Genomic DNA, 13,009 nt, shown 5'->3' on the forward strand with positions numbered 1-13,009 from the left:
GTGGAGGGGCGGGAAGGACTCATCCGCTTCTCGCGGATCCTGATTGCACGGTGCGCGGTCCTGTGACGGCCGCTACTCCGCGTCCTCACACCGAGTCCTTCCCGTCACCTCCATGGAACCACCGGCGGGACGGGGGCGCGAACGCCGCCGCGCGCGGGGCGTGACCACCGGGTGGTCGCGCCCCGCGCCGACGGCCTCAGGCGGGGAGCAGGTCCTGCGGGATCCGCACCTGCCGGGGGGTGGAGAGGCGCAGTTCGATGATGTCCCGGACCGTGGGCCATTCCTCGTCGAGGATCGAGTAGAACGCCGTGTCGCGGACGGCGCCGTCGAGCCCGCGGGAGTGGGCGCGGCGGATGCCCTCGCAGGTCGCTCCGAGGCGTTCGATGGCGATCCTGGACCGGGTGTTGCGGGCGTCGGCGCGCATGGTGATGCGGCGGACGCCCCAGGCCTCGAAGGCGTGCCGGAGCATGAGGTACTTGGCCTCGGTGTTGATCCCGGTGCCCCGGGCGTCTCCGGCGATCCAGGTGTTGCCGATCTCGGCGGCGTCCGGGACGGCGGTCAGCGGATCGCCGTGGGGCATGCCGGGAACGGGCGGCCAGACCAGCGGGCCTCGCCAGTAGTCGAGTTCGAGGAAACGGGTCGAGCCGATGACTCGCTCGTCGGCCGTACTGACCAGGGCGAAGGGCAGGCAACGGCCTGCCGCCTGATCGGTCAGGGCGCGGGCGATGTAATCGAGGGCCGATTCGAGGCCGTCGGGTACGGGGGTGAAGGCGTAGGCCGATCGGTCCGCCCCGCCGGCCCGGGCGAGGGCTTCGGCGTGCCGCATCGCCAGCGGCTCCAGGCGCACGGAGCGCCCGGTCAGGAGAACAGGTACTGGCACGGATCCTCGGGTCTTTCACGGGCAGGGACGACTCCCGCCGCGGAGAGGCCGCGGCGGCAGCAGGAGGGGGTTCTCGTCCGGCGCCGAAAGTGTCGTGAGAACGACAAATGAGCAGGTAAAACGGTTCGCCACCGGGTGCGAGGAGGATCAGTATGCAGCCACAACCGCTCCGAGAACAGAACCCCGGGAGAACCCGCGTCCACGCATGGGTGAAGCCTGCCGTGCGACCGGGCCGACCGGTCTCACGGGACGGACGGGGCCGCCCGCCAGTCGGACGGCCCGTGGGCTCAGACGCAGGTGGGATGGCCCCAGCCGTCGGAGTTCTTCGCGATGGTCTCGCCCTTGTCGTAGGCACGACCACAGCGGCAGCGGCCCGGGAATTTCGCGTTCAGGGTGCCGCCGGACGGGCGACTCCTGCGGGCCGGACCCCCGCCGGCGCCCGCGGAGCCCGTGCGGGGCGCAGAGGAGCGCGCCCGGGGCGTGGAGGGGCGTGCGCTGGGCTCCGCCGGGGGCAGCTCGGCGCCGCCGCCGGAGGCGAGTGGCTCCTGCGTCCGGGCGGAGTGGCTGGCCGCGCGGTCGGCGGCGTCGTTGAGGGGGTCGCCGTCGACCTGGTGCGCGGGGACGTACACGAAGTCGACGTCCCGGCCGGTGAGCAGCGCGTCGATCCGTACGACCAGGTCCTTGTTGGCGACCGGGGTGCCCGCGGCGGTCTTCCAGCCCTTGCGGCGCCAGCCGGGGAGCCAGGTCGTGACGGCCTTCATGGCGTACTGCGAGTCCATGCGGACCTCGGCGGGCACGGCGGGGTCGAGGGCCTCCAGGAGGCGCTCCAGGGCCGTGAGTTCGGCCACGTTGTTGGTCGCCCGGCCGAGGGGTCCGGCCTCCCAGCGGTCGATCGCTCCGTCGGCGCGGCCGATGACCCATGCCCAGGCCGCGGGCCCGGGGTTTCCCTTCGACGCGCCGTCGCACGCCGCGATGATCTTCTCCACCATCCCACGATCCTGACACGGCGGCGGGGGTGGGTGGTCCCACCCCCGCGGCGCCGGCCGTCGTGGGTCAGAAGTCGCCGTAGTTGACCTGCCAGGTGGGCAGGCCCATCCGGCGCCAGAGGGCGACGACGCGGTCACGGTCGTCGAGCGAGACGCGGACGTTGTAGCGGTGGCGCACCCGGGCGTCGAAGAGCTCGGCCTTCACGAGGTCGTCGCCGCGGCCGTCGCCGGACGCCCGCATCCACAGTTCGTCGTACGGCACCTCGTGGTGGGCGAGCCAGGACTCGGTGAGCGCGCGGTGGTCCTCGCTCCGGCCGGAGAGCAGCACGATCCGGTCCCGCTCGGTGTGCCGGAAGGCCCGCAGGGCGTCCCGCACCGAGACGTTGAGCAGGTCGCGGTCGCAGTGCCTGAAGTCGTACGGGCCCCGGTCGACGCGCAGGGCGAGGGTGCCGTCGATGTCGCACATGACGGCGGTGGGGAGGCTCGGGTCGGGGACATAGGGCTCTCCGACGGTGGGGCGGTCGTTGAGCCAGTCCGCGGTGAGCCGCCAGCCGCCCCGGGTGGCCTTGGTGTGCTTCTCGGCCAGGATGCGGATGATCTCCTCGCCGACGGGCCGCTCGCGGGCGGCGTCGCGGCGGACGCACTCGTCGACGGGGACGTCGGTGAAGTCGTGGACGGCGAAGGTGGCGAGGCCGCCCACGGCGGCCTTCAGCCGCTTCGGGATGTGCGGGGTCAGATGGGTGTTGTCGACGACGACGTCGAAGCCGTCGTCGACGGCGGCGCGGACGGCGGCGTCCTGGATGCCGAGCACGGTCTGCTCGTGCTTGTGGGACCGGCCGCGGTCCGGCGAGGGGACGTCGAGCATGGAGCGGAGGTCGTCGAGGTTGACGCGCCGCACGCGTCCCTCGGCGGCCGCCTGGAGGGCGCGGGCGGCCGTCGTCTTCCCGGAGGCCGGGAGGCCGGTCATGACATGGACGACAGGCACGGTCAGTTCTCCTGGTCGTGGGCGAAGGGGTCGGTGGCCTCGGGACGCAGCTGTCGCCAGACGAGGAGGTCGGTCGGGCGTCCGTCGAGGCGCAGGAAGAGGGTGGCGCGCAGGGCACGGTCGGCGAGGCCCGCGGCGGCGCGGGCGAAGGCCGCCCGGTCGCCGGTGAGGTGGGCGAGGCGGGAGAAGGCCTCGTCGACGGCCCGCTCGCGGTCCGCCGCGGCCGTTTCGAGCCGGGTGATCACCTCGCGCACCCAGACGTCGAACTCGTCCGGGACCTGCTCGAGGAGGGCGTCGAGGGGCTTGCCGCCGGAGGCCTCGACGTCGGTGACGGCGCAGCCGAGGCCCTTGGCCACCTCACCGGCCGGCAGGGCGGCGAAGCGCTGGATGCCGTGGCCGCGCCAGATGTCCCGCTCGGTGACGCCGGTGAGCACCTTGTGCAGGCGCACGTACTCGCTGAGCTTGGCCTTGGCGCGCAGGCCCGAGGCGAAGCGCAGGACGAAGCCCTCGGCGTCGGTGCCGGTGGCCGAGTGGCCGCCGGGCAGGGTGTTGGACTCGGTCAGGGCGACGAGCTCGTCGAGGCCCATGGCGGGCCAGGTGCGGACGACGGAGCCCAGGGGCTTCCATCCCTCGGCGGCATCGGCGAGGGGCAGCTCGGTGCCGTCGGGGCCGAAGGCGGCGAGCAGCACGAGGTCGCGGCGCTCGCCGTAGTTCACGACGATGCGGTTGCCCGGGTAGAGCATCTCGGCGAGGTAGGTCACGCCGGGTGTCAGGCCCGTGGTGTCGGCGGCGTCCAGGCGGCGCTGGGCCCAGGTGGCCTGGCCGCTGGTGAAGGAGCCCTTGGAGGCCACGTGCCAGCGGTCGGCGTAGTGGAAGAGCACGGCGAGGCTGCCGTCGACCTTGTCGTAGACCTCGAAGGGTTCGTCGGGCAGCGGGGGCGCGTACGGGCGTCCGCCCGCGTGTTCGGAGAGGTTGAAGAACTTGGGGAGGGGGAGTGCGACGATCCGCCCGGTGGCGTCGTCGGCGACGAGGCCGCGGCAGCGTGTGGTGGCCTGGTTCCAGTGCTGGGCGTACTGGCACGCGCGCGTGTACGTGTAGATCGACAGTGGCAGCTCGGGGTGCCGCTTGCGTGTGATGTGCCCGTCGGCGAGTGCGGTGGCGAGCTCGTCGGACGGCATCAGGTCGTGCAGAGTCAGGGTCGCCTGGCTCATGGGGGTCCCTCCCGTGTGTTCCGTTGATCCATTCTCGGGCGGGAGGGCCGGGGAGGACACCGAATTTCCCCGGTGAGGGGGCCCACCGGGCTCCCGAGCCGGGGCGTGTCGGTGGTGCCCCGTAGACTCGCCGTCTGCCCGTCGGTGACGGATCCGGCGCAGTCAGAGGAAGCGAGCCCCATGAACCACGCGGACGGCACGGCACCGATCTATGCCGAGCTCATACGGGAGCGGGGGGACGTTCCCGGTGACGTCCGTCAGGTCGCCGAGGAGGTTCTGCGGGATCTGAGCCGTGTGATCCAGATGCCTCCGCAGGGGATCCCGGGGCCGCAGGGCGCCGTCGTGCACGCCGGTGCCCCGCACCCGGGTGTCGCCGGCCCGATGGGCGTCGGCGGACCCGCGGGCATGGTGGGCCAGGCGGGCGCCGTCGTCCCGCACCGGCCGATGCTCTGACCCCGTTCCCGGACTCCGATGCGGGCTTCCGGCCCGTTGTCAGTGGCGTACGCCATGCTGCGTTCCGAAGTGGCCCGCGCCGCGGCGCGGGCGGGTCTCGCACGGTGACACAGGGGATGACGACATGGCCGAGGTACTGCTCTTCCACCACGCGCTGGGGCTGACGGAGGGCGTCCACGCGTTCGCCGACGGGCTGCGACGGGCCGGGCACACGGTGCACGTGCCCGATCTGTACGAGGGGCGGACGTTCGCGGACGTCGAAGCCGGCGCGGCGTACGCCCAGGAGGCCGGCTTCGGCACGATCGTCGCGCGGGGCGAGCGGGCGGCCGAAGGGCTGCCGGAGGCGATCGTGTACGCCGGGTTCTCGCTCGGCGTGCTGCCCGCGCAGAAGCTGGCGCAGACCCGGCCCGGGGCCGTCGGCGCGCTGCTGATCAGTGCCTGTGTGCCGGTGACCGAGTTCGGCGCGGCCTGGCCGGAGGGCGTGCCCGTGCAGGTGCACGGGATGGACGCCGATCCCTTCTTCGCCGGCGAGGGCGACCTGGCGGCGGCCCGCGACCTGGTGGCGGGCGCCGCGGACCGGGAGCTGTTCCTGTACCCGGGGACGGCCCACCTGTTCGCCGAGCGCGGTACGGCCGACCACGTGCCCGAGGCGGCCGCGCTGTGCGCCGAGCGGGTGCTGTGCTTCCTGGACGCGCTCAAGGGCTGAGCCTGGCGGGGCCCGGCCCTCACGGCCGGGCCGGGTCAACCGATCGGTGGACCCCGGGGTCGGCCGACCCGCCGTCCGGGAGGGGCCGGGCGGCGGACCGGGGCGCGGCGGGCGCGGGCGGAGGATCGGGGCAGGGCGCGGACCCCCGGCGGGGCCGTCCGCGCGGTCGCCGCACCGAGGAGTCCGTCATGCCGAAGTTCCGCCGTTCGTCCCGTGCCGCCCGGGTGCTCGTGCCCGGCGCGGTGGCCGTGGTCCTGCTCGCGGGCTGCGCCCAGGGCTCCGGAGGAACGGCCGCCGCCACCGGTGCGACGCCACCCGCCGCGACGTCCCCCACGGCCGGACCGCCCACCCCCGGCTCCCCCGTCACCGTGACGCCGGACCCGAAGGGCACGGTCGCGCCGGGCACGCTGCTCGTCACGGACTTCGGCTCCGACACGGTCACCTTCGTCGACCCGACGCGGGGCGCCACCGGCTCCGTGAAGGTCGGCACCGCGCCGTACGGTCTGGTCGTCGACGCGGACGGAAGGGCCTGGGTGGCGACCGCCGAGGGCGTGGCCGTGGTGGACACGGCGAGCCGCGAGCGCCTCGCGCTGATTCCGTACCGGACGGACACGGGGCCGGTGACCACGGGCGAGTACCGCGGCGGCGGCATGGGCATCGCGCTCGCCCCGGACGGACAGCGGGTGTACGTGGGGGTCAACGTGCCCGGCGGGAACGGCACCCTGGAGGTCGTCGACACGGCGGCCCTGAGGGTCACGGACGTCGTCCCGGTCGGCCGGCGGCCGTTCGACGTGGACGTGTCGCGGGACGGAGCGGAGGTGTACGTGACGAACCACGACTCCTTCGACGTCACGGCCGTGGCGGCGGGGACGCTGGAGCCGCGCCGGATCGAGGTCGCCCCGTACGGCACGGAGGGCGGTCTCGGTTCCTGGCTCAAGCCGCACTACACGGCCGTGCGGCCCTCGGACGGGAAGCTGCTGCTGCCCTTCGAGGGCGAGCGGCTCGCGGTGGTCGACCCGGGGACGGGCCGGACGACGATCGAGCGGATGACCGCGAACACCCATCAGCACGGCACGACCGTGACCGCCGACGGAACACTGCTGACGGTGGGCACCGGGCCGATCGACCCGGACGCGGACGAGGGGCCCTCCCTGACCGTGCGTACGCCGGGCGGGGCCGAGCGGGTCTACCCGCTGGAGGGGCCGCACGAGAACGTGGCCGTGTCCGGGGACGGCCGCACCGCCTATGTGACGGGCGGCTTCACCCGGGACGGGTACTGGGACGGTCTGAGCGTCGTCGACCTCGCGACGGGCGACACCCACCGGCTCGCGGCGGGGTCGCGGCCCCTGGGCGTCGCCGTCCTCTGACCGGGTTCAGGGCCGCTCGACCCGGAAGTCGCCTGCGGCCGGGTAGGGCTCGGCCAGGATGTCGCCCGAGGAGCCGAGTCGCGCCCGGAGGTGGAGGGTTGCCCCGGGCACCACGTCCACGAGGAGCTCACGCCGGATGCCGAGGCTCAGCCGGGCGTCCGTGATGTGGGGGGAGACCAGGTCGGCCCTGCCCGGCACGGGGAGGGCCGCGAGGACCTCGCAGGTGACGAGGTCCCACTGGTCGAGCCGCGGGTGGGCGGCCCGGGCGAGGAGCCGCAGGGTGAGTGCGGTGAGGTTCTCGACGGCCTGGACCACGTGCTCACACCCCCGGCGGAGCCGTGGCCAGGGCCGGAGCCGGGGCGCGGCGGCCGTCGAGGTACGCGACGAGCGCCGAGGAGATGGGCAGGCCGGTGTGCGCCTCGTAGTAGCTGTAGGCCGGCATGGGGTTGACCTCGAAGCACACCCACGCGCCGTCGGGCGTGCGGCGCAGGTCGATGCCCGCGAGCGGCAGGCCGAGCGCGGCAGCGAGCTCCGCGCAGCGCCGGGCGATGTCCGGGGGGAGGTCGAGCGGGGCCAGCCGGGCGGGCCGTCCGTCCTGGTCGGCGTAGCGGTAGTCGATCGCGTCGCTGTCGACGGCGGCGGCGTAGGTGTCCGCGCCGACGACGTGGACGCGGACGTCCTGGCCCGGCACGTAGGCCTGGAACTGCGTGGGGAGTCCGCGGACGAGAGCGAGCCGGCCCTCGTCGGCCGCGGTGAACTCCCTGACGATGGAGCGGATGCCGCTCGCCGACTTGTAGACGATCCGGCCGTGCCGGGCGCGGAACGCGAGGATCTCCTCGGGGTCGTCGCTGACCAGGGTCTCGGGTACGGCGAAGCCGGAGCGCGCGACGAGCTGGGACTGGTACGGCTTGGAGGAGTTGGACTCCATGGCGCGGGGCCGGCTGACCACGACGGCCGGGGTCGTGTCGAGCCAGCCGACGAACCACTCCTGGAACGCCGCCGCCCGCGCCCGCGCGGCCGGGTCCCCGTCCTCGGGCGGCTCCAGCGGGCGCGCGTACACGGCCGACACGTCGCCGAGCGGGACCCGCATCCCCTCGACGGTCAGCCGGGCGTCCAGCGCGTCTGTTCCGACGACGAGGTCGTACCGGGCGGTGCGGGCCTGGTCGATCACCAGGTGCCGCAGGTCGGCGTCGCGTGCGGCGCTGATCGCCCGGGCGAGGGGCGAGTCGTCCGGACGGCCGAAGAACAGGATCACCCGAGCCTCCTCGTGGGCCGTTCGGCGACGGCCAGCAGGAAGGCGGCGGTGGCCTCGACGTGCCGCGGATCGTCCAGGCGCGGGCACAGGAGCACGTCCGACACGACGGCGCCGGTCGCGCGGGGCGCGAACCGGAGCTCGAAGTGCCGGGTGCCGAGCGCGTCGGCGAGGCGGAGGCAGCGCTCGCCGTGGTCGCCGGCACGCGGACCGATCACCCGGTCCCCCGCGACGAGCAGGGTGTCGCGGTACGCCGCGGGCGCCGCCGGCAGCACGTCGACCGGGACCGGCGATCCGGGGCCGCCCGGCCAGGCGAGGCGCGGCACGTGGCGTTCCCCGGGGGCGGGCGGGCCCACCAGTCCCCCGCGGGTCGCCCCGCCCCGCCGGGCCACCGGAAGGCCGCACCGTTCGGCGTGGACGAGGGCCGTCGTCGGGGAGAGGGTCCCGTGGGCCGTTCCGTACGCGCTGATCACGCCGGTCACCCGGGGCGCGAGGGACAGCAGCCAGCTGGCGACCAGGGCCTGTCGCTCGCTGTGCGTGTACAGGGCGTCCTTGGCGCGGGGGCCGTTCACGGCGCCGTCGCCGAGCGACAGGCCCGGCAGCCGGTTCAGCACCGCGCCGACGGTCCCGTCGTCGAGCACCCGCCCGGTGGGCAGGGTGATCCGGGTCGACGCCTCACCCCGGCCGTTCACCCGGTGGCTCCACCGGGCGCGGGCGAGGTCGGCGGGCGTGAGGGTCAGGACGCCTCCGTGGCCGCCCCGGGCCGACAGCGCGCGGGCCACCGCCGCCGCGCCGCCGTCGCCGGGTGGGGCCAGGAGCAGGAGGGCTCCGCTCATGGCCGAGGGAGGCAGTCGTAGGCCCGCTTGGCCTGCGCGTCGCCGGCCTCGACGGCTTCCCGCAGCGCCTCGGTGCCCGGTCCGTACCGCGGTCCGCCTTCCAGATCGGGCCGGAGCTCGCTGCCGATGAAGGGCTCGGTGGTGTCGGCTCCGCCCATGTCCCGCTCCAGCGCGGCGAGCCGGGTCTGCAGGTCCAGGATGGCGGCGACCGTGGGATCGGCCTCCCCGCCGGCCGATCGTGACGTCACGGACGGAGGGTGGTCGAAGTCGTCCTTGATCTCCTTCCGCGGCGGCTTGCCGTCCCTCAGGTCCTTCCGGTCCTTGCCCTCCTTGAACGCTTCCTTGGTCTCCTTGGTCTCCTTGACCGGGTCCTTTCCGCAGGAGACCCCGACGGAGGCGGTCATGGTGGCCGCCGACGGCGAGATCCGTGTGACGGAGACACAGGAACCGGCGCCCGCGAACGACGTCGAATCGGGTGAGCCGGCGGCGGTGAACGAGGTGTTGCCGCTGCTTCCGGGGTACGGATCGCCGTCGTCGCCGCGGTTCTGGTTCAGTTCGAGGTTGCGCCGGTTGTCGGCCTGCACCAGGCCGACCTTGTAGTGGTTCTCGTCCCGGTTGTTCGGCTGCGTCTCGTCGATGTGCCAGATCAGCAGCCCGTCTCCCGGCAGGGAGACGTCGTACCCGGTCCGCTGGCGGTTCTCGAGCAGGAAGTACTCGCTGCCGCCCTCACCGTCCTTCCACAGCCGGTGCACGGTCTGGCTGGTCTTGACGTCCGGGAAGGACTCGGTGCCGCTGGTGGTGACGATCTTGGTCGTGGCCCAGCCCTGGTTGACCTTGCACCAGGCGGACGGGTGCGTGGGGATGTCTCCGCCGCCGCCCCAGGACCCGGATCCCATCAGGCACCACGAACCGACGCCCTCGGAGCTGTCGTCCGTGTCGTACAGGTCGGGGAAGCCGAAGAGCAGGTGTCCGAGCTCGTGCGCGCAGACGCCGATCCTCGCCTCCTCCGAGATCGTCAGATAGCCGAAGACGTTGACGCCGTCGCTCTGGTGCACGGCGGGCAGCGTCGACTTGTGCGACCAGATGTGGGACGGCAGTCCGGTCCGGTCGGCGGCGGGTCCCGCGTGCACCACGATGAAGGCGTCGACGAAGCCGTTCCCGTCGTTGTCGAACGGTGCGAAGTTGACGTTCGGGTCCACGGCCTCCACGGCGGACCGAGCCATCTCCGGTGACCGGAAGGGCCCGCTGGGCCTGGCGATGCCGAAGTTCCCGGCCGCGTAGAAGTCCATGGTCTCGGGCATGCGGAACGGGCCGTGGACCTCGCCGACGAGATCCACCAGGCCGTTCGTGACCTCGCGGTAGTACTCGCGCACGCTGCCGTGCGGCATCGCGCCGAGCGAGAAGAACAGCGTGTCGAGGTCCGCCGTCGACTTCGTCATCGGCGCGTCCGCGAAATCGACCAGGACGACGACCGCTCTGATGGTGCCGCGCAGGGGTGCCCGGTCGGCCGCCGCCGCGCTGATGGTGGCGCGCGGGGTTCCCGGCGGAAACGCCTCCGGAGGGAAGATCGTTCCGTCGTCGAAGCCCAGCCGTGTGGGCGTGCTCGTGAAGCCGAGCAGGTTCGTGAGCTCGCCGGGCCCGTCGCGCAGCTGGTCGAGTTCGTCCAGCATGCGCCGGCGCAGTTCCGGGCTGGGGGCGACGGCGCAGAACGAGGACGAGGTGGCGACGTGTTCGGCCATGACGACTCCCGAGAGTGATGAGGTGTCGCTTTCCGTAGTGACGGTAGCCGTCGCCTGTCCCGGCAGCGCGCTGAAGGAGCGAGCGATCGGCCGGCGGACCACGCCGAGGAGCGATCCTGCCGCAATGAGGATAGAAAGGGTGAACCACGGACAGTCAGCGAAAAATTGTCACATGGGCCTCCTGAGCCACACCTGATGGCTCCTTGCACGCTCATACGGAAGGCTCATACGGAAGGGCGGACAGCGTGACGCGACCGAGGATCCTCGTGGTGGGCGCCGGCTTCGCCGGAGTGGGCTGCGTGCGGCGGCTCGAACGGCGTCTCGCCGAACGGGAGGCGCTGATCACGCTCCTCTCACCGTTCTCGTACCAGCTGTATCTCCCGCTGCTCCCCCAGGTGGCCGCCGGTGTGCTGACCCCGCAGTCGGTCGCGCTGTCGTTGCGGCGCAGCCAGCGGCACCGGACCCGGATCGTCCCGGGCGGTGTCGTCGGGATCGACACCGCGGCGAAGGTCTGCGTGGTGCGGACGATCTCCGGCGAGTACGTGACGGAGCCGTACGACCATCTCGTCCTGGCGCCCGGCAGCGTGACCCGCAGCTTCGACATCCCGGGGCTCGCCGAGCACGCGCGCGGAATGAAGACGCTCGCCGAGGCCGTGTACATCCGGGACCACGTCATCGCCCAGCTGGACCTCGCGGACGCGAGCAACGACGACGAGGAGCGCGCCGCGCGGCTGCGGTTCGTCGTGGTCGGCGGCGGTTACGCGGGGACGGAGACGGCGGCGTGCCTCCAGCTGCTGACGCACAACGCGGTCAAGCGGTATCCCCGGCTCGACCCCGACCTCATCAAGTGGCATCTGGTGGACATCGCGCCGAAGCTCATGCCCGAGCTGGGCGACAAGCTGGGCGCCGCCGCCATGGACATCCTGACGAAGCGCGGCATCGAGGTCTCCCTCGGGGTGTCGGTGGCCTCGGTGGACGAGGAGGCGGTGACGCTCACGGACGGGCGGGTGCTGCCGAGCCGGACGCTCATCTGGACGGCCGGTGTGGCCGCGAGTCCGCTGATCGGCACGCTCGGCGCGGAGACCCTCCGCGGCCGGCTCGCCGTCTCGGCCGAGATGGACGTGCCCGGGCTGGACGGGGTGTGGGCGCTCGGCGACGCGGCGGCGGTCCCCGATCTCGCCAAGGGCGAGGAGGGGGCGATCTGCCCTCCGACCGCGCAGCACGCGATGCGGCAGGGCAAGGCCGTCGCCGACAACCTGGTCGCGACGCTGCGGGGCGAGGCGAGGCACCCGTACACGCACAAGGACCTGGGGCTCGTGGTGGACCTGGGCGGGATGGACGGCGTGTCGAAGCCGCTCGGCGTGGAGCTGCACGGGGCGGCCGCCCAGGCCGTGGCCCGGGGCTACCACTGGGCGGCGCTGCGGACCAATGTGGCCAAGACCCGGGTGATGACGAACTGGCTGCTCAACGCCGTCGCGGGCGACGACTACGTACGGACCGGGTTCCTGGCGTCGAAGGCGGGGACGCTCCGGGACTTCGAGTACACGGACGCGTATCTGACGCCGGAGCAGGTCCGCAAGCACACGGGATCGTTCCGCGGGGCGGTCGGGACGGGCGGCGGGAACTGACGGTCGCGGCACGCGGCGCCGGGGCTCGTGCTCCGGCGCCGCGCCCGTCCGTTCGTCCGTCCGCCGCGGGGCCCTCCGTGCGTGCGTCAGCGGGCGAGTCGCCGTACCGGACCCATGACCACGACCGGTTCCGCGGCCGGGTCGAGGGCGCGCAGGAGTTGCCGCAGCGCCTCCCGTTCCAGGGCGATGCAGGCCTGGGTGGGACCCCCGTGGTCGACGTGGATCCAGACGCCGCCGCCCTTCTCCTCGCCGAGGGGGCGCTCCTTGTCCAGCGGAGTGCGGCCGGGCACCCGGTTGTAGTCGATGGCGATCACATGGTCGAAGGAGCCTTCGAGGGGTTCGCCGGCGAAGCCGGTGCCGCTGATGGCGAACTCCTCGTCCTCGTCGTACGGGAGCCGGGAGCCGGGGTCGGGCAACAGGCCGCCCGCGTCGCCGATGCCGAAGACCCCGATGGGGGTGCGCAGATCACCGGCGTTGTGGTCCTCGGTCCATCCTTCGAGGGCGTTGTGGGCGGGCCACGGTCCGGCGGCCTCGGTCCAGCCCCCGGACGGGTCGCGCCGGTACAGGGTGGCGGTGGCCGTGTGGGAGTCGGCGGTGGCGCCGGTGACGACGAAGGCCTGGGTGGTGCCGTCGGGCACGAGGGCCTGGGTGAAGGGGCCGAGGCCGGGGATCCGGGGTGCGGGGACCGGGGCGGAGGCGAGGTCGTTGGCGGCCCTGCCGGGCGGGCCCGGGGCGGGACGGCCGTCGCCCGCGGCGGGCGAGGACGACGGGGTGGGTGCGGCGGGTGCGGGTGGGGTGGGGCTGGCGCAGCCGGTGAGCAGGCAGCCGGTGAGCGACAGGGTCGCGCACAGTGTGCCGGCGCTCAGCAGCGCGCGGGCGCCCTTGCGGACGGGCATGGGACGGCATCCTCCTGGCCGGGGGCAATGCAGCGATCCGTACCCGTTCGGCGGGCGGCACTGCCGCCGT

13 protein-coding genes are annotated in these 13,009 nt (G+C 73.6%); 4 read left to right on the forward strand and 9 right to left on the reverse strand.

What is annotated here, in order from left to right:
- Positions 1-196: 196 nt before the first annotated feature.
- The 4 genes from IE237_RS10465 to IE237_RS10480 all read right to left on the reverse strand — a co-directional run bounded on the left by IE237_RS10465 (position 197) and on the right by IE237_RS10480 (position 4,062).
- Complete coding sequence (locus IE237_RS10465; RefSeq protein ID WP_189801514.1) at positions 197-880, reverse strand: GNAT family N-acetyltransferase; 684 nt, start codon at positions 878-880, stop codon at positions 197-199.
- Positions 881-1,167: 287 nt separating this feature from the next.
- Positions 1,168-1,869 (reverse strand): ribonuclease H family protein, encoded by a 702-nt coding sequence (locus IE237_RS10470; RefSeq protein ID WP_189801515.1) that lies wholly within the window; start codon positions 1,867-1,869, stop codon positions 1,168-1,170.
- Between the two features lie 64 nt (positions 1,870-1,933).
- Complete coding sequence (locus IE237_RS10475) at positions 1,934-2,851, reverse strand: phosphatase domain-containing protein (RefSeq protein ID WP_229842520.1); 918 nt, start codon at positions 2,849-2,851, stop codon at positions 1,934-1,936.
- Between the two features lie 2 nt (positions 2,852-2,853).
- Entirely contained in the window at positions 2,854-4,062 is a 1,209-nt protein-coding gene (locus tag IE237_RS10480) for an RNA ligase (protein ID WP_189801516.1), read from the reverse strand.
- 180 nt (positions 4,063-4,242) lie between these two features.
- On the opposite strand from IE237_RS10480, the gene IE237_RS10485 reads away from it, so the two are divergent.
- The 3 genes from IE237_RS10485 (at position 4,243) to IE237_RS10495 (ending at position 6,588) form a co-directional block, all read left to right on the forward strand.
- Positions 4,243-4,515, forward strand: a complete 273-nt coding sequence (locus tag IE237_RS10485) for a hypothetical protein (RefSeq protein WP_189801669.1) — start codon at positions 4,243-4,245, stop codon at positions 4,513-4,515.
- Positions 4,516-4,639: 124 nt separating this feature from the next.
- Entirely contained in the window at positions 4,640-5,221 is a 582-nt protein-coding gene (locus IE237_RS10490; RefSeq protein ID WP_189801517.1) for a dienelactone hydrolase family protein, read from the forward strand.
- 188 nt (positions 5,222-5,409) lie between these two features.
- Positions 5,410-6,588, forward strand: a complete 1,179-nt coding sequence (locus IE237_RS10495) for a YncE family protein (protein WP_189801518.1) — start codon at positions 5,410-5,412, stop codon at positions 6,586-6,588.
- A gap of 6 nt (positions 6,589-6,594) precedes the next feature.
- Here the strand turns inward: IE237_RS10495 and IE237_RS10500 are convergent, their stop codons facing one another.
- The 4 genes from IE237_RS10500 to IE237_RS10515 are packed head-to-tail and all read right to left on the reverse strand — an operon-like array spanning position 6,595 to position 10,415.
- A complete protein-coding gene (locus tag IE237_RS10500) occupies positions 6,595-6,903 on the reverse strand; it encodes a hypothetical protein (RefSeq protein ID WP_189801519.1) in 309 nt (102 codons plus the stop codon).
- Between the two features lie 4 nt (positions 6,904-6,907).
- On the reverse strand, positions 6,908-7,843 hold the full coding sequence (locus IE237_RS10505) for an ATP-grasp domain-containing protein (protein WP_189801520.1): 936 nt from the start codon (positions 7,841-7,843) through the stop codon (positions 6,908-6,910).
- Positions 7,840-8,676 (reverse strand): hypothetical protein, encoded by an 837-nt coding sequence (locus IE237_RS10510; RefSeq protein WP_189801521.1) that lies wholly within the window; start codon positions 8,674-8,676, stop codon positions 7,840-7,842. The genes IE237_RS10505 and IE237_RS10510 overlap by 4 nt, the downstream gene beginning before the upstream one ends.
- Entirely contained in the window at positions 8,673-10,415 is a 1,743-nt protein-coding gene (locus tag IE237_RS10515) for a M6 family metalloprotease domain-containing protein (RefSeq protein ID WP_189801522.1), read from the reverse strand. Before IE237_RS10515 ends, IE237_RS10510 begins: the two co-directional genes overlap by 4 nt.
- Before the next feature lie 245 nt (positions 10,416-10,660).
- Here IE237_RS10515 and IE237_RS10520 point away from each other — a divergent pair, with 245 nt between their 5' ends.
- Complete coding sequence (locus IE237_RS10520; RefSeq protein ID WP_189801523.1) at positions 10,661-12,043, forward strand: NAD(P)/FAD-dependent oxidoreductase; 1,383 nt, start codon at positions 10,661-10,663, stop codon at positions 12,041-12,043.
- Between the two features lie 86 nt (positions 12,044-12,129).
- Here the strand turns inward: IE237_RS10520 and IE237_RS10525 are convergent, their stop codons facing one another.
- On the reverse strand, positions 12,130-12,939 hold the full coding sequence (locus IE237_RS10525; RefSeq protein ID WP_189801524.1) for a hypothetical protein: 810 nt from the start codon (positions 12,937-12,939) through the stop codon (positions 12,130-12,132).
- Between the last annotated feature and the right edge of the window lie 70 nt (positions 12,940-13,009).

The sequence above is a fragment of the Streptomyces tanashiensis genome (assembly GCF_014648895.1).
Classification (GTDB): Bacteria; Actinomycetota; Actinomycetes; order Streptomycetales; family Streptomycetaceae; genus Streptomyces; species Streptomyces tanashiensis.

What these genes read in the sequence shown, in the direction of transcription:
- IE237_RS10470 (WP_189801515.1), bottom strand. Translation starts at nt 1,869, where the DNA reads ATGGTGGAGAAGATCATCGCGGCGTGCGACGGCGCGTCGAAGGGAAAC.
- IE237_RS10480 (WP_189801516.1), bottom strand. Translation starts at nt 4,062, where the DNA reads ATGAGCCAGGCGACCCTGACTCTGCACGACCTGATGCCGTCCGACGAG.
- IE237_RS10485 (WP_189801669.1), top strand. Translation starts at nt 4,243, where the DNA reads ATGAACCACGCGGACGGCACGGCACCGATCTATGCCGAGCTCATACGG.
- IE237_RS10490 (WP_189801517.1), top strand. Translation starts at nt 4,640, where the DNA reads ATGGCCGAGGTACTGCTCTTCCACCACGCGCTGGGGCTGACGGAGGGC.
- IE237_RS10495 (WP_189801518.1), top strand. Translation starts at nt 5,410, where the DNA reads ATGCCGAAGTTCCGCCGTTCGTCCCGTGCCGCCCGGGTGCTCGTGCCC.
- IE237_RS10510 (WP_189801521.1), bottom strand. Translation starts at nt 8,676, where the DNA reads ATGAGCGGAGCCCTCCTGCTCCTGGCCCCACCCGGCGACGGCGGCGCG.
- IE237_RS10515 (WP_189801522.1), bottom strand. Translation starts at nt 10,415, where the DNA reads ATGGCCGAACACGTCGCCACCTCGTCCTCGTTCTGCGCCGTCGCCCCC.
- IE237_RS10525 (WP_189801524.1), bottom strand. Translation starts at nt 12,939, where the DNA reads ATGCCCGTCCGCAAGGGCGCCCGCGCGCTGCTGAGCGCCGGCACACTG.